Below are 21,342 nucleotides of genomic sequence, written 5' to 3' on the forward strand. Positions count from 1 at the left end.
AATACGAGTTCTGATTTAACGCATAACTAAATGTCTGAAGACACCTCTGTGGGAGCAGGACTTGCCCGCGGTGCGTCGCCTCGGTTTCGCAATGACGTCGAGGTGACGCGTTCGCAGGCAAGCCAGCCCCGACAAAAGCCGGCGCCTATCGCTACAGGGGCGTCAGTTTACGAGCGTGGCATCCAGGCTGATTTTCGCATTCAGTACCTTGGACACCGGGCACCCTTCCTTGGCTTTCTTGCTTAACTCCTCGAACTGCGCCTGGCTCGCGCCAGGGATCTTGGCCTTGAGGATCAGGTGCACGGCGGTGATCGCGAAGCCACCGTCGACCTGGTCGAGGGTTACTTCGGCCTGGGTGTCGATGCTGTCAGCCTTGAGCCCGGCATCGCCGAGAATCATGGAAAAGGCCATGGAGAAACAGCCTGCGTGGGCTGCACCGATCAGTTCTTCCGGGTTGGTGCCCTTGCCGCCCTCGAAACGCGCCTTGAAGCCGTAAGGCGCTTCACGTAGCACACCGGTTTCCGTGGAAATAGAACCCAGGCCCGTCTTCAGGTCACCTTCCCAATGCGCGGATGCTTTTTTAACGATACTCATAGCGGTCTCCTCGAACGGTGGTTTTGCGTCAGTAAGGGTTCTGAGGATAGACGGCGTGGCAAAGTTCATCTTGTCGGAGAAACCGAGTGATTCAGTAGGAAATTTCCGGTCCCACTATTGAATCTCGGGTATATGCCCTCATTGCATGGGTATGCACATGAAGCGGCAGGTTTTGGTTCGTCTAAAAAGCCTGCGGCCCCCTTGGAGAAGCAGGCTTATGAAATCGCTGTCCGACGTAAAGTTCTCGACCCTCGACCTGGTGCCCGTGCGGGCCAACGGCAGTCCGGCGCAGTCGCTGCGCAATTCCCTGGACCTTGCCCAGCATGTGGAAAAGTTTGGCTACAACCGTTTCTGGGTGGCTGAACACCACAATATGGATGGCATCGCCAGTTCGGCCACCTCGGTGTTGCTCGGTTACCTGGCCGGCGGCACCTCGACGATTCGTGTCGGTTCCGGCGGCGTGATGCTGCCCAACCACGCGCCTCTGGTGATCGCCGAACAGTTCGGCACCCTGGAAAGTCTCTACCCCGGCCGCATCGACCTGGGCCTGGGCCGCGCGCCCGGCTCCGATCAGATGACCGCCCGCGCCCTGCGCCGTGAGCGCTCCGGCAGTGCCGACGATTTCCCGGAAGACGTGGCAGAGCTGATGGCCTACCTGGGCCCGCGCACGCCCGACCAACGGGTGATCGCCGTTCCCGGCACCGGCACCAACGTGCCGGTGTGGCTACTGGGTTCCAGTCTATTCAGCGCACAGTTGGCGGGCGAACGCGGTTTGCCCTACGCCTTTGCCTCGCATTTCGCACCGCGCCTGATGCATGAAGCGATTCGCGTGTACCGCAATCACTTCAAGCCTTCTGCCGTGCTGGACAAACCCTACGTGATGCTCGGTATTCCGTTGGTGGCGGCGGACACCGATGAACAGGCCGACTACCTGGCAACCTCGGTCTACCAGCGCATCCTCGCCCTCATGCGTGGACAAAGCCTGGTGCAGCGCCCGCCCGTGAAAACCATGGACGGCCTGTGGCTGCCCCACGAAAAAGACGCCGTCGGCAGCTTCCTCGGCCTGGCAATGGTGGGCAGCCCTGCGAAGATCCGCGCCAAACTGGAGGTGCTGATCGAGCAAACCGGTGCTGATGAGCTGATTTTTACCTGCGACCTGTACGAGCACGCCGACCGGATTCATTCCTACGAGTTGCTGGCGCAGTTAATGAAGGGCTAAAACCCTCAGGCAAAAAAAACCGACGCATCGCGTCGGTTTTTTATGTCCGCAACACAGGGTTAACCGCGCTTGTAGGCGATTTCCTTGGTGCCAGCTTCGCAGGTGCCGACCACTGTGTGGTCGCTCGGCGCAGCACCTTTATCCACCACTTCCAACGAATAACCCGAAGCGCCCTTGGCGTCGATTTTCGCCGCAATCTCGCTTTTGAGCTCTTCACAAGGCTTGCCCGCCGCCAGGGCCGTGCCTGCAATGCTCAACAAACCTACCGCTAACAGGAACTTCTTCATCCGTTACTTTCCTTGCGCTGATCTAAAAGAGCGTGCCGACGCTTGTGGCATCGGCACCCATTGGTTGTAGCGCAGGTTATGGCAATCGGCCAGTCAGCAAGTTCAACCGGTGCGATCAACTACTGGCAATTCGGAACCCCACCTTGAGGGTGACCTGAAAGTGCGCGGCCTTGCCGTCTTTGATGTGCCCGCGGGTTTCGGTCACCTCGAACCATTCCAAATGCTTGATGCTCTTGTTGGCCTCGGCCAGCGCATTATTGATGGCGTCTTCGATGCTGGAGGTGGACGAGCCCACCAGTTCGACTTTCTTGTAGGTGTGATGATCACTCATGGCAACTCTCCTAGGGGTCGTAAAGCAAGCGTAGCAGTCAATGTGCGTACTGCTTCTGGCGGCCGTTTCTACCTGAAAGTTCATATTTACTGCACTTTCTGAAACGGCCGCAGTCGGTATCTACACACGCCACTCAATCACTTCAGGAGAGTCCACATGGCCAACACTTCTTTACGCAAAGCGTCGCTGGAAAGCATGGAAGCCGAGATTTCGAGCCTGCTCAAGTCTCTGGAAAGTCTCAAGGACGATGCATCCGACGAGTCGCGCAAAACCTTGAAGGCGCTGAAGAGCAATGCGGAGAATGCCCTCAAGCACTCCCGCCACCTGATCAGCGACGCCTACGAAGAAAGCAAAGTCAAAATCCGCGAAACCGGTGTTGCAACCCGGGACTACGCACAAGAGCACCCATGGACAACGGCCGGCGTTGCCGTCGGTGCACTGGGTCTGCTCGCGGCTTATCTGCTGTGCAAGCGCGGCGATTAAACGCGTCGATTAAATAGGTTCGCGCTGTAGCTCAGCCTTGAGCCACTGCGCCAGTTGCCCGGCGCGCCCATCTGCGGCGCGTTTGGGCAGCCACAGCGCCAGGTGCGCCGGGGTTTCGCTGAAACCCCACGGCGCCACAAGGCGACCCGCCCGCACGTCCTCGGCCACCAGCGGCTGCGGGGCAATCGCTACGCCCAACCCTGCCACGGCCGCCTCCAGCAAGTAATACAAATGCTCAAACCCCTGGCCGTGCTTCAGCGCGCCGGGCTCAATGCCGTGCTGCGCTGCCCAACTGGGCCAGGCTTGCGGCCGTGACGTGGTGTGCAACAGCTTTTCGCCACACAAAGCCTCAGCAGGTGCATCGCGCAAGTGTGCATAGCCGGCAAAGCGCGGGCTCATCACCGGGCCGATGCGTTCACTCGCCAGCTCATACACCTGCATGTCCGCCGGCCAAGGCGGTTCAGCGAATACCAGCAGCGCGTCCAGGCCCGGGCGGCGAGGGTCCAGATCACCATCCCCCGCCGACAAATGCAGGCGCAGATCCGGCAGGTCAGCGTTCAAGCGGCCCAGGCGCGGGATCAACCAGCGCGCCAGCAGGCTGCCCGAACACCCGAGCACGAAAGGCGCATCGGCGCTGGCCTGGGTCAACTCGGCGCACACATCGCGCAGCCGCTCAAAGGCTTCGGCGCTGGCATCCCGCAGGCGAACGCCCGCATCTGTGAGTTTAAGGCCGCGCCCATCCTTGACGAACAAGCTGATCCCCAGATGCTCTTCCAGCACCTTCAACTGCCGACTGACAGCGCCGTGGGTCACATGCAATTGCTCGGCGGCCTGGCTGACGCTGTTCAAGCGCGCAGTCGCCTCAAAGGCACGCAAGGCATGGAGGGGCGGAAGGTCTCGGGTCATCTGTGAGTTTTCCTGACAGGTTACGGCGATCTTATCGGTTTTCAGCGCAGAGCGTCAGGGGTAGAGTGGCCCTCATTGCTTCCTACATCCTTTCTTTCCTGGAGCCTCCTATGACTCAGTCCCAGACCGATCTACGCCACGGCCCAGACGCCAACGGCCTCTTTGGCGCGTTCGGCGGCCGTTACGTCGCTGAAACCCTGATGCCGTTGATCCTCGACCTGGCCCGCGAATACGAAGCGGCCAAGGAAGATCCTGCATTCAAGGAAGAATTGGCCTACTTTCAGCGCGACTACGTCGGCCGCCCAAGCCCGCTGTATTTCGCCGAACGCCTGACCGAATTCTGCGGCGGCGCCAAGATCTACCTCAAGCGTGAAGAGCTGAACCATACCGGCGCGCACAAGATCAACAACTGCATCGGCCAGATCCTGCTGGCACGGCGCATGGGCAAGAAACGCATCATCGCCGAAACCGGCGCCGGCATGCACGGCGTGGCCACTGCCACCGTGGCGGCGCGCTTCGGCCTGCAATGCGTGATCTACATGGGCACCACTGATATTGAGCGTCAACAGGCCAACGTGTTCCGCATGAAGCTGCTGGGCGCTGAAGTGATCCCGGTGGTCGCCGGCACCGGCACGCTCAAAGATGCCATGAACGAAGCCCTGCGTGACTGGGTGACCAATGTCGACAGCACCTTCTATCTGATCGGCACTGTGGCCGGTCCGCACCCATACCCGGCGATGGTGCGCGACTTCCAGGCCGTGATCGGCAAGGAAACCCGCGACCAGCTGCAAGCTCAGGAAGGCCGCCTGCCAGACAGCCTGGTAGCGTGCATCGGCGGCGGTTCCAACGCCATGGGCCTGTTCCACCCGTTCCTCGATGACCAGAGCGTGGAAATCATCGGTGTTGAAGCCGCCGGCCACGGTATCGAAACCGGCAAGCACGCCGCCAGCCTCAACGGCGGCGTACCCGGCGTACTGCACGGCAATCGCACCTTCCTGTTGCAGGACGACGACGGCCAGATCATCGACGCCCACTCGATCTCCGCAGGCCTGGATTATCCCGGCATCGGCCCGGAACATGCGTGGTTGCATGATATCGGCCGCGTTCAGTACACCTCGGTGACGGACGACGAAGCCCTCGACGCCTTCCACAAATGCTGCCGCCTGGAAGGGATCATTCCTGCCCTGGAAAGCGCCCACGCCCTGGCCGAAGTGTTCAAACGCGCCCCCACCCTGCCGAAGGATCATCTGATGGTGGTCAACCTGTCGGGCCGTGGCGATAAAGACATGCAAACCGTGATGCACCACATGGAACTCTCTCTACAAGAGAAAACGCAGCAGGAGAAACACTGATGAGCCGCCTGCAAACCCGCTTCGCACAGCTTAAAGAACAAAACCGCGCCGCCCTGGTGACCTTCGTCACCGCTGGCGACCCTGGCTATGACACCTCGCTGGCCATCCTCAAGGGCTTGCCAGCCGCCGGCGCCGATGTGATCGAGTTGGGCATGCCCTTCACCGACCCAATGGCGGACGGCCCGGCGATCCAGCTGGCCAACATCCGCGCGCTGGAAGCCAAGCAGAACCTGGCAAAAACCCTGCAGATGGTCCGCGAGTTCCGCAAAGACAACAACGACACGCCGCTGGTGTTGATGGGCTATTTCAACCCGATCCACAAATACGGCGTGCCGCAGTTCATCGCCGACGCCAAGGAAGCCGGCGTGGACGGCCTGATTGTGGTCGACATGCCGCCCGAACATAACGGCGAACTGTGCGACCCGGCCCAGGCCGCTGGCATTGATTTCATCCGCCTGACCACGCCCACCACCGACGATGTGCGTCTGCCGACCGTGCTCAACGGCAGCTCCGGCTTTGTGTACTACGTGTCGGTGGCCGGCGTGACCGGTGCCGGCGCCGCGACCCTGGAGCACGTCGAAGAAGCCGTGACCCGCCTGCGTCGCCATACCGACCTGCCGATCAGCATCGGTTTTGGTATCCGCACCCCGGAACAAGCGGCGGCCATCGCGCGCTTGGCTGACGGTGTGGTGGTAGGTTCGGCACTGATTGATCACATCGCCAATGCCAAGAATGACCAGCAAGCCATCGATGGCGTGTTGACCCTGTGTGCGGCGCTGTCGGAAGGCGTGCGTAACGCCCGTAAGTAAAGGCCCCGTAAGCAGTGGGTAAAGTTCCTGATACAGAGGAATCAACCCGCCCAGGCACGGCCTAAACAGCAAGACCAAGGGATTTCGAACCTCGTTCGAGATCCCTTTTTTGTTTGCGTGCCCTGAGGAATACCCAATGAAAATGCCCAACTCCGTGATTGCCGGCCTTGGCGTGCTGGTGCTTGGCGCCAGCGCCCTGGTGCAGGCCGCGCCTTATGACCAAGGCGGCCCTGACCGTGGCGGCCCACAGGGCCAGCACGAACAACATCGCGACGACCCACGCGGCCCGCAGGACAACCGTCGCGGCGGCCCGCCCCAGGACTTCGGCCCGGTACGGCAGATCATCCACGACAACCACGGCCAGTTCGCCCGTGGCGCACCGCCACCACCGAATGTGCGCCTGGTGCGTGGCCAGCCGCTGCCCCGTGGCTACTACGGCGAACGCCTCGACAATCGCGCCCTGGCGCGCCTGCCGGTGTATCCCGGTTATGAATGGCGCCGTTCGGGGCCGGATGTAGTGTTGATCGCCGTGGGTACGGGCATCGTCTACGAGATCCTCGACGGCGTCCTCAACTGAAACCCACCCACTGTAGGAGCCGGCTTGCCGGCGATGGCGGTAAGCCGGCTCCTAAAGGGCTGTGGTTATTTGAGCTCGATGCGTTCGACTTTGCCTACGAGCAATACGTAGGACAGCGCTCCGAGCAACGCCAGCACCGCGATGTAGGTAATCGCCGGCGCAAACGAGTCGCCACTGGCCAGAAAGCCGATCACGATCGGCGTGGCAATCGCCGACAGGTTGCCGATGAAGTTGAACACCCCACCGGTCAGCCCCAACAGGCGCGCCGGTGCCAGGGTCGACACCAGCGACCAGGTAATCGACGCCAACCCATTACCAAAGAACGCCACCGCCAGGAACGCAATCACCCACGCCGTCGAGTCCACATAGTTGGCGCCAATGATCGCCGTGGAGATCAGCAGCCCGCCAATGATCGGCAACTTGCGCGCAAAGCCCACCGACGCGCCGCGACGAATCAGCCAGTCGGAAAAGATCCCTGAGCACAGCACGCCGACAAACGCTGCAAGGAACGGCAGTGACGCCAGCAGGCCGGACTTGATGAAGTCCATGCCGCGGTATTTCACCAGGTAAGTCGGGAACCACGTCAGGAAGAACCACAGCGTGGAGTTCAGGCAGAACTGCCCCAGGTAGATGCCCCAGAGCTTGCGCTTGCTCAGCACGATGCCCAAATCGACCCAACTGAAGGGTGCCTTGGCGGCTTTTTCCTGCATGTCCACCAACCCGCCACCTTCACGGATCAGGTCGATTTCAGCGGTGTTCGCGCCTTTGAATTCCTTCGGTTCGCGGTACACCGCGTACCAGATCACCGCCCACACAATCCCCACGCCACCGGTCGCGACAAACACCATGTGCCAGCCGAATGCATGCTGCAGCCAGGCCAGTACCGGTGTGAGGAATGCTAGGCCGACAAACTGGCCGGAGGTGTAGACGCCAATCGCTGTGGCGCGCTCGCGTTCGGGAAACCAGGTGGTGACCACGCGGCTGTTGATCGGATACGCCGGGGCTTCAAGCGCACCCACCGCCATGCGCAAAACAAACAGCGCGATAAAGCTGGCGGCAAAGCCGAGCATGACGGTGGCGATGGACCACAGCAGCAACGCAGCGGTGTACAGAATGCGTGGGGGCACACGGTCCACCAGCCAGCCACCAGGGATTTGCATGGCGGCGTAGGTCCAACCGAACGCGGAGAAAATCAGCCCGACGTGCACCGGATCGATGCCCAGTTCGCTGGTCAACGCCGGGGCGGCAATCGACAGGTTGCTGCGGTCGAGGTAGTTGATCACCACGGTGATGAACAGCAGCACCATGATGAAAAAACGCTTTCTGGTAGGCGTGACTAAAGAAGCCTGCCCGGTGAAGGATTCAGGGTGCATGGGGGTGCCTCTTCTTATGCTTATTGAGGTCTGAAATGGATCTGACTGAAGCAACCGGATCAATCATGTGGGAGCGGGCTTGCTCGCGAATGCGCTAGTTCAGCCCCAGATGTGTTGATTGACACACTGCATTCGCGAGCAAGCCCGCTCCCACATTTCTGATCGCCCTCCGTCAGTCAGGAATCACCACTCGGCGAAGCTGCCGTCGGCATGCCGCCAGATCGGGTTGCGCCAGCGATGGCCGATGGCCGCGCGTTCGATCACGTATTCCTCATTGATCTCGATGCCCAGGCCCGGCCCGTTGGGGATCTTCACGAAGCCTTGGTCATAGTCGAACACGCCCGGATCGCGCACATAATCGAGCAGGTCATTGCTCTCGTTATAGTGAATGCCCAGGCTTTGCTCCTGGATAAACGCGTTGTAGCAGACCGCGTCCAGTTGCAGGCACGCCGCCAGGGCAATCGGGCCCAGCGGGCAGTGCAGGGCCAGGGCCACGTCGTAGGCTTCGGCCATGTTGGCGATCTTGCGGGTCTCGGTGATGCCGCCGGCGTGGGAGGCGTCCGGCTGGATGATGTCGACGTAGCCTTCGCTGAGCACGCGCTTGAAGTCCCAGCGCGAGAACAGACGCTCGCCCAAGGCAATCGGGGTGCTGGTCAGCGGCGCCAGTTCCTTGAGCGCTTCGTAGTTTTCGCTGAGGACCGGCTCTTCGATAAACATCAGCTTGTACGGGTCCAGCTCTTTCATCAGCACTTTGGCCATGGGCTTGTGCACCCGGCCATGGAAGTCGACGCCGATGCCGACGTTCGGGCCTACCGCATCACGTACGGCGGCGACGTTGGCCAGGGCCAGGTCGACTTTTTCAAAGCTGTCGACGAACTGCAGTTCTTCGGTGCCGTTCATTTTTACGGCGGTAAAACCTCGGGCCACGGCTTCTTTGGCGGCGCGGGCAGTGTCGGCCGGGCGGTCGCCGCCGATCCACGAATACACGCGGATCTTGTCACGCACCTGGCCGCCGAGCAGGTCGCTGACCGACACACCCAGGGCCTTGCCCTTGATGTCCCACAGCGCCTGGTCGATACCGGCGAGTGCGCTCATGTGCACGGCGCCGCCCCGGTAGAAGCCACCGCGATAGAGCACGGTCCAGATGTCTTCGATATTGCGTGGGTCTTTGCCGATCAGGTAGTCGGACAATTCTTCGACGGCAGCCGCCACGGTGTGGGCGCGGCCCTCGACCACGGGCTCACCCCAGCCGGTCACGCCCTGGTCGGTCTCGACCTTGAGGAAGCACCAGCGCGGCGGAACGATAAAGGTCGTCAGTTTGGTGATTTTCATCTGTTATCTCTCTTATAGATGCGGCGCCTGGGGGCGCAAGACTTGAAGTCAGTTCAGGGCTTTCCAGGCGGCGACATAAGCCTGGGCGCGGCTCGCTACCTGATCCACTGTCATACCCGGTTTGAACAACCCGGAACCCAGCCCGAAACCTTTGGCGCCGGCGTCGATGAACACCTGCATATTGTCCGGGGTGATGCCGCCCACCGGCAGCAACAAGGTGCCGGCCGGCAACACCGCCAACCACGCCTTGATCACCGAAGGGCCCATTTGCTCGGCAGGGAACAGCTTCAGCACGTCGGCGCCTTCAGCCAGGGCGGCGAACGCTTCGGTAGGCGTGGCCACACCCGGCGACAGGAACAGGCCTGCGGCTTTCGCGGCACGCAACACCTTGGCATCGCTGTGGGGCATCACGACCACCTGACCACCAGCCGCCTTCACCTGCTCGACCTGCTCAGGCAGCAACACCGTGCCGGCACCGATCAAGCAGTCGGCGGGCAGGCTGGCGCGCAGGGTGCGGATGCTGGTGTAAGGGTCGGGCGAATTCAGCGGGACTTCGATCACACGAAACCCGGCCTGGTACAGCACCTGGCCGACAGCCTCGGCTTCGTCCGGGCGAATGCCTCGCAGGATGGCGATCAAACCGTTTTGCGCGAGTGCTTGCTTGAGCATGTCAGGCCTCCAATACAGGTTGAGTGAGCCCTGCCGCCACGGCCAGTTGCCACAGGCCGCGCTCGGCAGCTTCCTGCGCCAGGCTGACGTGGGCAAAGCCGCAGAGGGCGAGGGCGCGTTGATAACGGGCGCAGAGAGGAGCGGCGCCGACCAGGATGATCGGCTTGTGTTTGGCGCTGTCGGGCAGGCCGGCGAGCTCATGTCCGATGAGCAAGCCGGACAGGTAGTCGGGCTGCTGGTCTGGGGCGAGTTCGCCGGTGAGCCCAAGGGTGCGGGCGCTGAACAAGGTGGACAGCACGCCGCGCTGACCGTCATTGGAGCGCGCCACGTGTACGCCGCGGTCGAAGGCTTCGGCCTGGAATCGTTCGCTGGGTTGCTGGGTACGCCCGAGGATGCTGTGCTTGCTCAACACCGCAAACACCTCGCCGGTCATGAAGGTATCGAAGTGCGTGATACGGCCCTCGACCACCTCGACCCACTTGGAATGGCTGCCGGGCAGGCCGATCAACATGTCGGCGCCCAGCCCTTGCAGCACACCCAGCACTTGGGTTTCTTCGCCGCGCATCACGTTGGGCAAGCCGACCTGCTCGATCACGCCCGGCACGATGTGCACGTCCACACCACGCAGGCTGCGCACCTTATGCAGCGCTTGGCCGAGGCTGGCGACATCGACGGGGGTAGGGCGGTAGGCCGCTTCGCTCCAGCCCTGGGCGCTGCCGACCATGCCACAGGCGATCACCGGCAAACCCGGCTCGGCGTCGAGCCAATCCCCGCACGCCGCATCGAACGCCAACTCGAAGCCGTTGCCGCAACGCACACCGGCGATGTCCCGGGGCTCGCTGGGCAAATGCATGATGCCCCACGCCAGCGCGCGCTGTTCCAGCACCACGCCTGCGAGGCCGAGTTTATAAGCACGAAGGGAGCTGGTCCCCCAATCGAGCGCGATCAATTGCGCCTGCATCGCTTCACCTGAGTTCTGAGCGGATGCAGCGAATATAAACCTACGCGAGCGGAAGTCTCAATATATAAATATCAATCCCATATTTAGGGATTGAATTTAAGAAAAGGCTGACAGGTTCAGCTCCCGCATCGCCCCCATCCAGACGGCATAGTCAGTGTGGTCCTTTAGGTCATCACCGGTTTCGGGGTGCAAAAAAACCACCAGCCCGTTGCGATGAATCACCAACCACGGCAACACGACACCGATGTATTCAGGATCGAACGCCAGCTGGCAGCTCCAATCCGGGTGCGGCCCCACCGGCCGTTCGTGCACACGGCCCATGCGCAGCGGGAAGAGTTTGGCAGCGTCTTCACACAGGCTGCGCGCTTGGTCGATAGTGCTCGCGTCGAAGTAGATATGGGCGTGATAGCCCTTGATACGTTGCATGACGGACTCCGGATCCCCTATGCGCCAGATGCTAGACCGCAATGGACGGTAGGGCCAGCCCGGTCAGCGACTGTGCGCTGCTGGCTTGTTCCGCCACCAACCATTCGACGAAGCGCTCGACCAACTGCCCCCTGCGTTTGCGCTGGGGTTGCACCACGTAATAGCCGAAGCGCGAGATCACGGTGTCGCTCAGCGGTCGGCACAACCAACCCTGCTCCAGCAGGTTATCCACCAAGTGGCGCCAGCCGATGGCCACGCCCTGGCCGGCAATCGCGGCTTGGATCAGCAGGGTGTAGTTGTCAAAACGCAGTTGGCCCGGCGTCGGCGCACTGGCGATGCCCAGTTCGCGAAACACGCCGCTCCAGTCGAACCACTGGCTGTTGTTTTCCTGGCGCAGGTGCAACAGTGGGAAATCGTGCAAATTTTGCACAGTCAGCGGCGTGGTCTGGTCCTTGAGCCATTGTGGACTGCACACCGGGAACACCTCCTCGTTGAACAGCCACAGGCTGTCGCCCTGCTTGAAACGGCCGTCACCAAACAACACCGCCACGTCAATATCGCTACGCAGGGTGGCGTGGTTGCGCTCGCTGGTCACCAGGCTTACATCGACCTGCGGGTTGGCCTTATGAAAGCGATGCAGGCGCGGCATCAGCCAATAGGCGGCGAAGGCGAAGTCGGTGGCGACTTGCAGCACTTCATGCTGGTCCTGCTGGGTGATGAGGCTCAGGCCCTGGTTGATCCCCTGCAACCCGCCTTGCACGTGCTCGAATAGCAGGGCGCCGGCGTCGGTCAATTCGATGCCTCGGTAGATGCGGTCAAACAGGCGGATCGCCAACTGTTCTTCCAGGCGCTTGATCTGCTGGCTGATGGCCGGTTGGGTGGTGCCCAATTCCATCGCGGCGGCGGTAAAGCTGCGATGACGTGCGGCGGCTTCGAAGGCACGCAGCAAATCGAGGGACAGGTCACCGAGGGCTTCATACATAAGCTGTGCTTATCCTAGACATTGCTTCTCATGGGCTTTACCCCACTTTTCATGGGCTGCATGCTCATTCGCATAAACACCGCCTATGGAATGCCGATAGATCATGAAGCGCAAGAACATTCTTTTCATCATGGCCGATCAAATGGCCGCACCGTTGCTTCCGTTCTACGGTTCTTCGCCTATCAAATTGCCCAACCTGAGTCGCCTCGCCGAGCAAGGCGTGGTGTTCGATGCCGCCTATTGCAACAGCCCGTTGTGTGCGCCGTCGCGCTTCACCCTGGTCACTGGCCAACTGCCGAGCAAGATCGGCGCCTACGACAATGCCGCCGATTTCCCCGCCGATGTGCCGACCTATGCCCACTACCTGCGCCGCCTCGGGTATCGCACAGCGCTGTCGGGCAAGATGCACTTCTGCGGCCCCGATCAGTTGCATGGCTATGAAGAACGCCTGACCAGCGACATCTACCCCGCCGACTATGGCTGGGCGGTGAACTGGGATGAGCCGGACGTCCGCCCCACTTGGTATCACAACATGTCGTCGGTGCTGCAAGCCGGGCCGTGCGTGCGCACCAACCAGCTGGATTTCGACGAAGAGGTGGTGTTCAAGGCCCAGCAATACCTGTTCGACCATATCCGTGAGGACGGCGACCAGCCGTTCTGCCTGACGGTGTCGATGACTCATCCCCACGACCCGTACACCATTCCCAAACCGTTCTGGGACCTGTACGACAACGCCGATATACCTTTGCCTACAACACCTGCGCAAGGCGATCTCGATCCGCATTCCCAGCGCCTGCTCAAGGTCTACGACCTGTGGGACAAGCCGCTGCCTGTGGACAAAATCCGCGATGCACGCCGTGCCTACTTCGGCGCCTGCAGTTACATCGACAGCAACGTCGGCAAGCTGCTGCAAACCCTGGAAGACACCGGCCTGGCCGACGACACCATCATCGTGTTCTCAGGCGACCACGGCGATATGCTCGGCGAGCGCGGCCTCTGGTACAAAATGCACTGGTTTGAAATGGCCGCCCGCGTACCGCTGCTGGTCAGCGCGCCGGGGCAATTCGCAGCAGGCCGCGTGAGCAAAGCCGTGTCCACCGCCGACCTGCTGCCAACGCTGGTGGAACTGGCCGGCGGCGAGTTGGATCCGCGCCTGCCGCTGGACGGCCGTTCACTGGTCCCGCACTTGCAGGGGCAGGGCGGCCATGACGAAGTATTTGGCGAGTACATGGCCGAAGGCACCATCAGCCCGCTGATGATGATTCGCCGGGGCGCCTACAAATTCATCTACAGCGAAGACGACCCTTGCCTACTGTTCGATGTACACAACGACCCACGGGAGCAGGAAGACCTCAGCCAGTCGCCACACCATCAGGCGCTGTTTGCAGCCTTCCTGGACGAGGCGCGGGCCAAATGGGACATCCCGGCGATCCACCAACAGGTGCTCGCCAGCCAACGCCGCCGCCGTCTGGTGTTTGAAGCATTGACCCAGGGCAAGCTGAAGAGCTGGGATCACCAGCCACTGGTGGACGCCAGTCAGCAATACATGCGCAACCATATCGACCTCGACGACCTGGAGCGCAAGGCACGTTATCCACAACCCTGCCAAAACCAATAACACTGAGGGAAGGCCATGCAAAAGTTAACTGTGATGCTGGGGCTCTTGGCGCTGGGAAGCGCCAATGTTTACGCCGACGCCAGTTGTGAAACGGTAAAGATGGCCGATCCGGGCTGGAGCGATATCGCGGCCACCAATGCCATCACCGGTTTTCTGCTGACGGGCATGGGCTACAAACCCAAAGTCGACACCCTGGCGGTGCCGATCACCTTTGGCGGGCTCAAGGACGGCCAGGTGGATGTGTTCCTGGGCAACTGGATGCCGGCGCAGCAGGGCTTCTATGACAAGTTCGTGGCCAATGGCGACGTGGTTCAACTGGCGAAAAACCTCGACGGCACCGAGTTCACCCTCGCCGTGCCCGACTACGTATGGGATGCCGGGGTGCATGACTTTGCCGACCTGAACCACCATGCCGACAAGTTCGACAAGAAGATCTACGGCATCGGCTCCGGCGCGCCGGCGAATATCTCCCTGCAGGAAATCATCAAGAAGAACGACTTCGAGCTGGGCCAGTGGAAACTGGTGGAGTCCAGTGAACAGGCGATGCTCGCCGAAGTATCGCGGGCCGTTAAGAAGCAGAAATTCGTGACCTTCCTCGGCTGGACGCCGCATCCGATGAACGTGCAGTTGAAAATGCGCTACCTCAAAGGCGGCGAGAAATATTTTGGTGACACCGGCAGCGTGTATACCTTGACCCGCAAGGGCTACGCACAGGCCTGCCCGAATGTTGGAAAACTGCTGACCAACCTGAGTTTTACCCAGGAAATGGAAAACAGCATCATGGCCGAGGTGGCCAACAACAAGGTCAGCAATGCCGATGCGGCGAAAGCTTGGATCAAAGCCAATCCGGCGGTGTTGGATAAATGGCTGGAGGGCGTGAAGACCGTGGATGGCAAGGACGCGCTGGCCGCTGTAAAAGCCAAACTCTGAACGATACACAACCCCTTGTAGGAGCCGGCTCGCCGGCGAAGCCCTCGAAAACGCCGCGTTTTTTCACACAACCCGCGTTATCGTTACCCACCTTCGCTGGCAAGCCAGCTCCTACAGTATTTAGAGCAGTCCGATGCCCTGGCCCAACCGCCATACACTTTTCCCCTTCCTCGCCTGGCTCCCGCGCCAGACCCGCGCCAGCGTCGGCCGAGATGCGATGGTGGGCCTCAGCGGCGCAGTGCTCGCCTTGCCACAGTCTATTGCCTACGCGCTGATCGCCGGCCTCCCACCCGAATACGGCCTGTACGCCGCGATCATCCCGGTGCTGATCGCCTGCCTCTGGGGTTCCTCCTGGCACTTGATCTGCGGCCCCACAGCGGCGATTTCCATTGTGCTCTATGCCAGCGTCAGCCCGCTGGCCGTGCCGGGATCGCAGGACTACATCACCCTGATCCTGTTGCTCACCTTTCTCGCCGGTGTTTTCCAGTGGCTGCTGGGCATGCTGCGCTTTGGTGCGCTGGTGAATTTTGTCTCCCATTCAGTGGTGCTCGGTTTCACCCTGGGAGCCGCTGTGGTGATTGCGCTCGGGCAACTGCCCAATCTGCTGGGGCTGGATTTGCCGAGCCAGGCCACGGCGATCAACAACCTGCTGACACTGATCCATCACAGCGGCGAATGGGACCCTGCGTCCGTCATTCTCGGGCTCGGTACCTTGCTGGTGGGTGCGTTGCTCAAATACCTCGTACCGCGCTGGCCGACCCTGTTGATCGCCCTGACGCTGGGCAGCCTGGTCACCTGGTTGTGGCCGGCAATGTTCGGGCATGTGGCGCTGGTCAGTTCCTTTATCGGCAAGCTGCCGCCGTTCAGCCCGTTGCCAATGGACCTGGACGTGATCCTGCGTCTGCTGCCGAGCGCCGTGGCGGTGGGCATGCTGGGGCTGGTCACCAGCCTGTCGATTGCCCGTTCACTGTCAGCGCGCTCGCAGCAATTGCTCGATGCCAACCAGGAAATCCGTGCGCAGGGTTTTTCCAACATCGTGGGCGGATTTTTCTCCGGGTATCTGTCAGCCGGCTCCTTTACCCGCTCCGGCCTCAGTTATGAGGCGGGCGCCTGTTCGCCGTTGGCTGGCGTGTTTTCTGCCTTATGGGTGGCGCTGTTTGCACTGTTTGGCGCGGCGCTGATCGCCCATATTCCGATCCCGAGCATGGCGGCGAGCATCTTGCTTATCAGTTGGGGGCTGGTGGACCGTCGCGGTATTCGGGCGTTATTCCGCGTCAGTCGCGCCGAGTTTGTGGTGATGAGCCTGACCTGCGTCGCCACCTTGCTGCTGGAGCTGCAAACAGCGATTTACGCCGGGGTGCTGGCGTCACTGTTTTTCTACCTCAAGCGCACTTCGCAGCCACGTGTCCAGCAATGGCGCGATGGCGATGAGGACGTTCTGCGCGTGGGCGGTTCGATCTTTTTCGGCGCCAGCCACTACCTGCAAGTGCGCCTGCAAAGCCTGCAGGGCAAACGGGTGGTGATCGAGGCGCAGCAGATCAACTTTATCGACTATTCCGGGGTGGAGATGCTGCACCAGGAGGCGCGGCGCTTGCGTGGGTTGGGACGCAGTCTGACGCTGCGCCGGGCCAGGCCGCAGGTGGTGGAGGAGTTGAGGAAGCTGGAAGGGGCCGACAATTGCCCCATCCATTTCCAAGCATCCATTGCCAAGACTGAACACCCTTAACGCTGTGGGAGCTGGACGTGCCCACCTCAAATAGCGTCAAGCCAACTGCCGGCGCAGCTCAGCCAGCACCGGCGCAGAATCCGGACGCACACCGCGCCACAAGTAGAAGGCTTCCGCCGCCTGCTCCACCAGCATGCCCAGGCCATCCATCGCCACGGATGCGCCATGCTCAGTGGCCCAGCGGCAGAACGCGGTCGGTTCCTTGGCGTACATCATGTCGTAGCAAAACGTCTTGCCCGGTTCGATCAGGCTGCTGGCAATCGGCGGTACATCGCCTGACAGGCTGGCGGACGTGGCGTTGATGATCACATCCACCGGCTCACGCAGCCAGTCGAAACCACTGGCGGACACCGGGCCCAGATCGTCGAACAACTCGGCGAGCATTTCGGCCTTTTCCACGGTGCGGTTGGCGATGATCAGCGAAGCAGGCTGTTCGGCCAGCAACGGTTCCAATGCGCCGCGCACCGCGCCGCCGGCGCCCAGCAACAGGATGCGCTTGCCTTGCAGGTTCAGGCCGGCATTGACCGTGAGGTCGCGCACCAGGCCGGCGCCGTCAGTGTTATCGCCCAGCAGGCTGCCGTCGGCCAGCTTGCTCAGGGTGTTCACCGCACCCGCACGTTGAGCGCGTTCGGTGAGGCTGTTGGCCAGGCGGTAAGCGTCTTCCTTGAACGGCACAGTGACGTTGGCGCCACGACCCTGTTGAAAAAACTCACGAGCACAGCCGGAGAAATCCTCCAATGGCGCCAGCAGGGTGCTGTAGTCCAGTTGCTCGCCCGTCTGCTCGGCGAACATCCGGTGGATCAGCGGCGACTTGCTGTGGCCGATGGGGTTGCCGAACACGACATAGCGGTCCATCAGACAGCCGCCTTGGGCGCGGCAAGGCCCAGCCAGTCACGGTCTTGCAGGAAGTAGTCGGTGAGACGCGCTTCTTCGCTGCCGGCTTCGGCCTTCCAGTCGTAGCTCCAGCGCACTTGCGGCGGCAGCGACATCAGGATCGACTCGGTGCGCCCGCCCGATTGCAGGCCGAACAAGGTGCCACGGTCGTAGACCAGGTTGAATTCAACGTAGCGGCCGCGGCGGAATTCCTGGAATTCGCGCTGCTGCTCAGTGTACGCGGTGGACTTGCGGCGCTGCACGATCGGCAGGTAGGCGTCGATGTAGGCGTCACCGATGGCGCGGATGAAGGCGAAGCAGGTGTCAAAGTCCCACTCGTTCAGGTCATCAAAGAACAGGCCGCCAATACCGCGCGGTTCGTTGCGGTGCTTGATGTGGAAGTAGGTGTCGCACCAGGCTTTGTAGCGCGAATACACGTCCGGCCCGAACGGCGCACAGGCCTGCTCGGCCACGCGGTGCCAGTGGATGCAATCGTCTTCGTTGCCGTAGTAAGGCGTCAGGTCGAAGCCGCCGCCGAACCACCACACCGGTTCTTCGCCTTCTTTTTCAGCGATGAAAAAGCGCACGTTGGCGTGGGACGTTGGTACGTGGGGGTTGTGCGGGTGGATCACCAGCGACACACCCAGGGCCTCAAAGCCACGACCGGCCAGCTCAGGCCGATGCGCGCTGGCGGACGGTGGCAGACCGCTGCCAAACACGTGGGAAAAGTTGACGCCGCCTTTCTCGATCACCGAACCGTTTTCGATCACACGGGTGCGACCGCCGCCGCCGGCAGGCCGGGTCCAGGCGTCTTCGATAAAGCGAGTGTCCGTCTCGAAGGTTTCCAGGGCGCTGCAAATGCGGTCTTGCAGGTCAAGCAGGTAGGCCTTTACAGCCTCGGTGCGGGTAGTCATGGCATCACCTTGAATCGGGCAAAGCTACGCGAGGCCATTGGGCGTCGGCGGCAAATGGGCGCACAGGATACCACTGCACCCGGTTGCGCCGCAGTTGACGAAGATCAAGCTTAGGAGTTCGATAGGCGGCTACGCGAGTTCGACCCAAGGAGAAGGCAGATGGCAAAACGTATCCAGTTCAGCGCCCATGGCGGTCCCGAAGTGCTTGAGTATGTGGACTACACCCCAGCGGAGCCTGGCCCGCAGCAAGTGCGCGTGCGTAACGAGGCGATCGGCCTGAACTTCATCGACACCTATTTCCGCAGCGGTCTGTACGCGCCGCCAGCCCTGCCATCGGGCTTGGGCGCAGAAGGCGCCGGCGTGGTCGATGCGGTCGGCAGCGAAGTCACCCAATTCAAGGTTGGCGACCGTGTGGCCTACGGCAGTGGTCCATTGGGTGCCTACAGCCAACTGCACGTGCTGCCCGCCGCCAATCTGGTGCATCTGCCGGACGAGATCAGCTTCGAACAAGCCGCCGGCGCCATGCTCAAGGGCCTGACCGTGCAGTACCTGCTGCGCCAGACCTATGCAGTGAAGGCCGGTGAAACCATCCTGTTCCACGCCGCTGCCGGTGGTGTGGGCTCGCTGGCCTGCCAATGGGCCAAGGCCCTGGGTGTGAAGTTGATCGGTACCGTGAGCTCGCCGGAAAAAGCCGCCCTGGCCAAATCCCTCGGCGCCTGGGAAACCATCGACTACAGCAAGGAAAACGTCGCACAGCGCGTGCTGGAATTGACCGACGGTAAAAAGGTACCGGTGGTGTATGACGGCGTCGGCAAGGACACCTGGTTGACCTCGTTGGACAGCGTGGCGCCGCGTGGGCTGGTGGTAAGTTTCGGTAATGCGTCGGGCGCGGTGGATGGGGTGAACCTGGGGATTCTGTCAGCCAAGGGCTCGCTCTACGTCACTCGGCCGACCCTGGCGACCTACGCCAACAACCCACATAACCTGCAGGCGATGGCGGATGACTTGTTCTCGATGATCAAGAGCGGCAAGGTGCGCATTGATATCAACCAGCGGTATGCGCTGGCGGATGCGGCCAAAGCGCAGACCGAGTTGTCGGGGCGGCGGACTACCGGTTCGACCATTCTCCTGCCATAAGGCTACAGCTCTCCGGGGTCAGTGAGGCCTCTTCGCGAGCAAGCCCGCTCCCAGATGTTGATCGGATTCCCACTGGAGGAACTCGATCGAACGGGGGAGCGGGCTTGCTCGCGAAGGCCACGACTCGGTCTCAGGAGGGCCGCACCACCTCACCCGTCACCAGATCACGAATCAGGCTCGGGTTCTTGCGCCCACCCAGGGCGCCACCCAACACCAGGTCCACCTGGCCACGGAAGTATTGCTCCACGCGAATCCGCGAGCGCGCCGCCGGACGGCCCTGCGGGTTGGCCGATGTGGAAATCAGCGGCCCTACCAGCGAACACAGGTCCCGCACCAGCGGATGGTCAGTCACCCGCAGCGCCACGGTGTCGTGCACCCCCGTGACCCATTCCGGCAACAAGTCCTGATGGGGCACCAACCAAGTATTCGGCCCTGGCCAGGTACTGGCCATGCGGTCGATCCAGTCCTGTGGGAAATCTTCGAACAGAAAGTCGAACTGACGGATGTTGTCCGCCACCAGGATCAGGCCCTTGTCCACCGAACGGTTCTTGATGGCGAGCAAACGGTCCACTGCTTCTTCGTTCCACGGGTCGCAGCCCAAGCCCCAAACCGCTTCGGTTGGATAGGCAATCACCGCGCCTGCGCGAATTTCTCGTGCGGTTTCCAGCACACGCCACCGGTTGACCATTGTTCACTCTCCAGACTAAAGCTCTGCTCAGTTTACCGATCTTCTTTACAAAACCTAGCGGCGCGCAAGCCAGCGCCCGCTCTCGCAGATGACCTGGCCTTCCAGCTCAAGCTCCGTCAGGGTCGCCAGCACTTGGGACAACGGCCTTGCGCTGGCAATCGCCAGGGCTTCACTGGTGTGGGGCGCCGCGTGCAGCAGCGCCACCAGCGGGTGGACCACCGGCATCGGCGCCGGACGAGACAATGCCTGCCAGCCACGCAACCCTTCCAGGATGTGCTCGATAGTTTCCACTAGCACCGCGCCATCGCGGATCAACTGGTGACAGCCCTTGGCGCCGGGATGATGGATTGAGCCTGGAATCGCATACACCTCGCGCCCCTGCTCGGCCGCCAGTTTCGCGGTAATCAGCGAACCGCTGGCCATGCTGGCTTCCACCACCAACACCCCCAGGGACAGCCCGCTGATGATCCGATTGCGTCGGGGGAAGTTACCCGCTTGGGGCGGCGCGTCCAGGGGGAACTCGGAAACCACGGCGCTGCCTTGGTCAATCATCGCCGCCGCCAGCCGCCGGTGGCGCTGTGGATAAAAATTTTCAAGCCCCGTGCCGAGCACGCCGATTGTCTGGCCGCCCACATCCAATGCCGCCTGATGGGCTGCACCGTCAATGCCCAGCGCAAGGCCGCTGGTGATGACAAAACCGGCGCTCGCCAGACTGCGTGAAAACGCTGCCGCCGTGTCCATGCCGGGGCGCGATGCACGACGACTGCCGACTATCGCCAGTTGCGGTTTTTCCAGGATCGAAGGGTCACCGGCGACGAATAACAGTGGCGGCGCATCATCGATCTGGGCAAGCAGTGCGGGGTAGTCCGGCTGGTCCCACATCAGCAATTGCTGGGCCGGACGCGCCAGCCAGGCCAATGCGTCGCTCGCACCGTCGCGGATTTCATGACTGCGTCGGGCATCGGCGCTGATGGAAGGCAACCCGAGCGAACGCCAGGCACTGGCAGGCGCACTGATGGCTTTTGAGGCAGAGCCGAACGCCTCGATCAACAAGCGAAAACGCTTCGGACCCAGTTCCGGCAGCCTGTGCAAGCGTAGACGCGCTTCCAGTTCTGAGGGGGAGATTTCGTGGTTTTTTGTCGGATACATCTGATC

General features: G+C 61.7%; 23 protein-coding genes. 9 read left to right on the forward strand and 14 right to left on the reverse strand.

The window, feature by feature from the left end:
- Positions 1-162 precede the first annotated feature (162 nt).
- Entirely contained in the window at positions 163-594 is a 432-nt protein-coding gene (locus tag AC4PS7_RS22880; RefSeq protein WP_021491415.1) for an OsmC family protein, read from the reverse strand.
- A 217-nt stretch (positions 595-811) separates the two neighbouring features.
- On the opposite strand from AC4PS7_RS22880, the gene AC4PS7_RS22885 reads away from it, so the two are divergent.
- Positions 812-1,813, forward strand: coding sequence for an LLM class flavin-dependent oxidoreductase (locus AC4PS7_RS22885; protein WP_021491416.1), 1,002 nt, complete (start codon positions 812-814; stop codon positions 1,811-1,813).
- A gap of 59 nt (positions 1,814-1,872) precedes the next feature.
- Here the strand turns inward: AC4PS7_RS22885 and AC4PS7_RS22890 are convergent, their stop codons facing one another.
- Both AC4PS7_RS22890 and AC4PS7_RS22895 read right to left on the reverse strand, forming a co-directional pair.
- Positions 1,873-2,100 (reverse strand): DUF1161 domain-containing protein, encoded by a 228-nt coding sequence (locus tag AC4PS7_RS22890; RefSeq protein ID WP_010207766.1) that lies wholly within the window; start codon positions 2,098-2,100, stop codon positions 1,873-1,875.
- 115 nt (positions 2,101-2,215) lie between these two features.
- The gene (locus tag AC4PS7_RS22895; protein WP_007953919.1) at positions 2,216-2,431 is read right to left on the reverse strand and encodes a dodecin; all 216 of its coding nucleotides are present in this window, start codon (positions 2,429-2,431) and stop codon (positions 2,216-2,218) included.
- Between the two features lie 156 nt (positions 2,432-2,587).
- Here AC4PS7_RS22895 and AC4PS7_RS22900 point away from each other — a divergent pair, with 156 nt between their 5' ends.
- Positions 2,588-2,914, forward strand: a complete 327-nt coding sequence (locus tag AC4PS7_RS22900) for an ElaB/YgaM/YqjD family protein (RefSeq protein WP_003170746.1) — start codon at positions 2,588-2,590, stop codon at positions 2,912-2,914.
- A gap of 9 nt (positions 2,915-2,923) precedes the next feature.
- On the opposite strand, the gene AC4PS7_RS22905 is transcribed toward AC4PS7_RS22900, so the two are convergent.
- Positions 2,924-3,820: a LysR family transcriptional regulator gene (locus AC4PS7_RS22905; protein ID WP_492179760.1), complete on the reverse strand. Its 897-nt coding sequence runs from the start codon at positions 3,818-3,820 to the stop codon at positions 2,924-2,926.
- A gap of 110 nt (positions 3,821-3,930) precedes the next feature.
- Here AC4PS7_RS22905 and trpB point away from each other — a divergent pair, with 110 nt between their 5' ends.
- The 3 genes from trpB (at position 3,931) to AC4PS7_RS22920 (ending at position 6,558) form a co-directional block, all read left to right on the forward strand.
- Entirely contained in the window at positions 3,931-5,172 is a 1,242-nt protein-coding gene (gene trpB, locus AC4PS7_RS22910) for a tryptophan synthase subunit beta (RefSeq protein ID WP_010207764.1), read from the forward strand.
- On the forward strand, positions 5,172-5,981 hold the full coding sequence (trpA, locus tag AC4PS7_RS22915; RefSeq protein ID WP_010207762.1) for a tryptophan synthase subunit alpha: 810 nt from the start codon (positions 5,172-5,174) through the stop codon (positions 5,979-5,981). Before trpB ends, trpA begins: the two co-directional genes overlap by 1 nt.
- 136 nt (positions 5,982-6,117) lie before the next feature.
- Positions 6,118-6,558: an anti-virulence regulator CigR family protein gene (locus AC4PS7_RS22920; RefSeq protein ID WP_236266991.1), complete on the forward strand. Its 441-nt coding sequence runs from the start codon at positions 6,118-6,120 to the stop codon at positions 6,556-6,558.
- 65 nt (positions 6,559-6,623) lie between these two features.
- Here AC4PS7_RS22920 and AC4PS7_RS22925 read toward each other — a convergent pair whose 3' ends face one another.
- From AC4PS7_RS22925 to AC4PS7_RS22950, 6 genes are all read right to left on the reverse strand, one after another.
- Positions 6,624-7,931 (reverse strand): MFS transporter, encoded by a 1,308-nt coding sequence (locus AC4PS7_RS22925; RefSeq protein ID WP_010207758.1) that lies wholly within the window; start codon positions 7,929-7,931, stop codon positions 6,624-6,626.
- 183 nt (positions 7,932-8,114) lie between these two features.
- On the reverse strand, positions 8,115-9,263 hold the full coding sequence (dgoD, locus tag AC4PS7_RS22930) for a galactonate dehydratase (protein ID WP_003170741.1): 1,149 nt from the start codon (positions 9,261-9,263) through the stop codon (positions 8,115-8,117).
- 48 nt (positions 9,264-9,311) lie between these two features.
- A complete protein-coding gene (locus AC4PS7_RS22935) occupies positions 9,312-9,932 on the reverse strand; it encodes a 2-dehydro-3-deoxy-6-phosphogalactonate aldolase (RefSeq protein WP_045791469.1) in 621 nt (206 codons plus the stop codon).
- 1 nt (position 9,933) lies between these two features.
- On the reverse strand, positions 9,934-10,893 hold the full coding sequence (locus AC4PS7_RS22940) for a 2-dehydro-3-deoxygalactonokinase (RefSeq protein ID WP_010207753.1): 960 nt from the start codon (positions 10,891-10,893) through the stop codon (positions 9,934-9,936).
- A gap of 96 nt (positions 10,894-10,989) precedes the next feature.
- Complete coding sequence (locus AC4PS7_RS22945) at positions 10,990-11,319, reverse strand: DOPA 4,5-dioxygenase family protein (RefSeq protein WP_010207752.1); 330 nt, start codon at positions 11,317-11,319, stop codon at positions 10,990-10,992.
- Between the two features lie 31 nt (positions 11,320-11,350).
- Positions 11,351-12,301 carry a choline sulfate utilization transcriptional regulator gene (locus AC4PS7_RS22950; RefSeq protein WP_010207751.1) on the reverse strand — a complete coding sequence of 317 codons (951 nt, stop codon included), beginning with the start codon at positions 12,299-12,301 and terminating at the stop codon, positions 11,351-11,353.
- Between the two features lie 103 nt (positions 12,302-12,404).
- Here AC4PS7_RS22950 and betC point away from each other — a divergent pair, with 103 nt between their 5' ends.
- From betC to AC4PS7_RS22965, 3 genes are all read left to right on the forward strand, one after another.
- A complete protein-coding gene (gene betC / locus AC4PS7_RS22955; RefSeq protein ID WP_021491420.1) occupies positions 12,405-13,919 on the forward strand; it encodes a choline-sulfatase in 1,515 nt (504 codons plus the stop codon).
- Positions 13,920-13,934: 15 nt separating this feature from the next.
- Entirely contained in the window at positions 13,935-14,849 is a 915-nt protein-coding gene (choX, locus tag AC4PS7_RS22960; protein WP_187516898.1) for a choline ABC transporter substrate-binding protein, read from the forward strand.
- A 133-nt stretch (positions 14,850-14,982) separates the two neighbouring features.
- Positions 14,983-16,575 (forward strand): SulP family inorganic anion transporter, encoded by a 1,593-nt coding sequence (locus AC4PS7_RS22965; protein ID WP_021491421.1) that lies wholly within the window; start codon positions 14,983-14,985, stop codon positions 16,573-16,575.
- Between the two features lie 36 nt (positions 16,576-16,611).
- Here AC4PS7_RS22965 and aroE read toward each other — a convergent pair whose 3' ends face one another.
- Together aroE and hemF are read right to left on the reverse strand one after the other, a co-directional pair.
- Positions 16,612-17,430 (reverse strand): shikimate dehydrogenase, encoded by an 819-nt coding sequence (gene aroE, locus AC4PS7_RS22970; protein WP_010207747.1) that lies wholly within the window; start codon positions 17,428-17,430, stop codon positions 16,612-16,614.
- Positions 17,430-18,362 carry an oxygen-dependent coproporphyrinogen oxidase gene (gene hemF / locus AC4PS7_RS22975; RefSeq protein ID WP_010207746.1) on the reverse strand — a complete coding sequence of 311 codons (933 nt, stop codon included), beginning with the start codon at positions 18,360-18,362 and terminating at the stop codon, positions 17,430-17,432. The genes aroE and hemF overlap by 1 nt, the downstream gene beginning before the upstream one ends.
- A gap of 159 nt (positions 18,363-18,521) precedes the next feature.
- Here hemF and AC4PS7_RS22980 point away from each other — a divergent pair, with 159 nt between their 5' ends.
- The gene (locus tag AC4PS7_RS22980; RefSeq protein WP_010207743.1) at positions 18,522-19,499 is read left to right on the forward strand and encodes a quinone oxidoreductase family protein; all 978 of its coding nucleotides are present in this window, start codon (positions 18,522-18,524) and stop codon (positions 19,497-19,499) included.
- Between the two features lie 130 nt (positions 19,500-19,629).
- Here the strand turns inward: AC4PS7_RS22980 and tsaC are convergent, their stop codons facing one another.
- Both tsaC and dprA read right to left on the reverse strand, forming a co-directional pair.
- A complete protein-coding gene (tsaC, locus tag AC4PS7_RS22985; RefSeq protein WP_010207742.1) occupies positions 19,630-20,187 on the reverse strand; it encodes an L-threonylcarbamoyladenylate synthase type 1 TsaC in 558 nt (185 codons plus the stop codon).
- Positions 20,188-20,241: 54 nt separating this feature from the next.
- Positions 20,242-21,336 carry a DNA-processing protein DprA gene (gene dprA, locus AC4PS7_RS22990; RefSeq protein WP_021491424.1) on the reverse strand — a complete coding sequence of 365 codons (1,095 nt, stop codon included), beginning with the start codon at positions 21,334-21,336 and terminating at the stop codon, positions 20,242-20,244.
- Positions 21,337-21,342 lie beyond the last annotated feature (6 nt).

The sequence above is a fragment of the Pseudomonas sp. DW-iso3 genome (genome assembly GCF_058725305.1).

Coding starts and splice junctions, on each gene's coding strand:
- AC4PS7_RS22880 (WP_021491415.1), bottom strand. CDS start 594: ATGAGTATCGTTAAAAAAGCATCCGCGCATTGGGAAGGTGACCTGAAG.
- AC4PS7_RS22885 (WP_021491416.1), top strand. CDS start 812: ATGAAATCGCTGTCCGACGTAAAGTTCTCGACCCTCGACCTGGTGCCC.
- AC4PS7_RS22890 (WP_010207766.1), bottom strand. CDS start 2,100: ATGAAGAAGTTCCTGTTAGCGGTAGGTTTGTTGAGCATTGCAGGCACG.
- AC4PS7_RS22895 (WP_007953919.1), bottom strand. CDS start 2,431: ATGAGTGATCATCACACCTACAAGAAAGTCGAACTGGTGGGCTCGTCC.
- AC4PS7_RS22900 (WP_003170746.1), top strand. CDS start 2,588: ATGGCCAACACTTCTTTACGCAAAGCGTCGCTGGAAAGCATGGAAGCC.
- AC4PS7_RS22905 (WP_492179760.1), bottom strand. CDS start 3,820: ATGACCCGAGACCTTCCGCCCCTCCATGCCTTGCGTGCCTTTGAGGCG.
- trpB (WP_010207764.1), top strand. CDS start 3,931: ATGACTCAGTCCCAGACCGATCTACGCCACGGCCCAGACGCCAACGGC.
- trpA (WP_010207762.1), top strand. CDS start 5,172: ATGAGCCGCCTGCAAACCCGCTTCGCACAGCTTAAAGAACAAAACCGC.
- AC4PS7_RS22920 (WP_236266991.1), top strand. CDS start 6,118: ATGAAAATGCCCAACTCCGTGATTGCCGGCCTTGGCGTGCTGGTGCTT.
- AC4PS7_RS22925 (WP_010207758.1), bottom strand. CDS start 7,931: ATGCACCCTGAATCCTTCACCGGGCAGGCTTCTTTAGTCACGCCTACC.
- dgoD (WP_003170741.1), bottom strand. CDS start 9,263: ATGAAAATCACCAAACTGACGACCTTTATCGTTCCGCCGCGCTGGTGC.
- AC4PS7_RS22935 (WP_045791469.1), bottom strand. CDS start 9,932: ATGCTCAAGCAAGCACTCGCGCAAAACGGTTTGATCGCCATCCTGCGA.
- AC4PS7_RS22940 (WP_010207753.1), bottom strand. CDS start 10,893: ATGCAGGCGCAATTGATCGCGCTCGATTGGGGGACCAGCTCCCTTCGT.
- AC4PS7_RS22945 (WP_010207752.1), bottom strand. CDS start 11,319: ATGCAACGTATCAAGGGCTATCACGCCCATATCTACTTCGACGCGAGC.
- AC4PS7_RS22950 (WP_010207751.1), bottom strand. CDS start 12,301: ATGTATGAAGCCCTCGGTGACCTGTCCCTCGATTTGCTGCGTGCCTTC.
- betC (WP_021491420.1), top strand. CDS start 12,405: ATGAAGCGCAAGAACATTCTTTTCATCATGGCCGATCAAATGGCCGCA.
- choX (WP_187516898.1), top strand. CDS start 13,935: ATGCAAAAGTTAACTGTGATGCTGGGGCTCTTGGCGCTGGGAAGCGCC.
- AC4PS7_RS22965 (WP_021491421.1), top strand. CDS start 14,983: ATGCCCTGGCCCAACCGCCATACACTTTTCCCCTTCCTCGCCTGGCTC.
- aroE (WP_010207747.1), bottom strand. CDS start 17,430: ATGGACCGCTATGTCGTGTTCGGCAACCCCATCGGCCACAGCAAGTCG.
- hemF (WP_010207746.1), bottom strand. CDS start 18,362: ATGACTACCCGCACCGAGGCTGTAAAGGCCTACCTGCTTGACCTGCAA.
- AC4PS7_RS22980 (WP_010207743.1), top strand. CDS start 18,522: ATGGCAAAACGTATCCAGTTCAGCGCCCATGGCGGTCCCGAAGTGCTT.
- tsaC (WP_010207742.1), bottom strand. CDS start 20,187: ATGGTCAACCGGTGGCGTGTGCTGGAAACCGCACGAGAAATTCGCGCA.
- dprA (WP_021491424.1), bottom strand. CDS start 21,336: ATGTATCCGACAAAAAACCACGAAATCTCCCCCTCAGAACTGGAAGCG.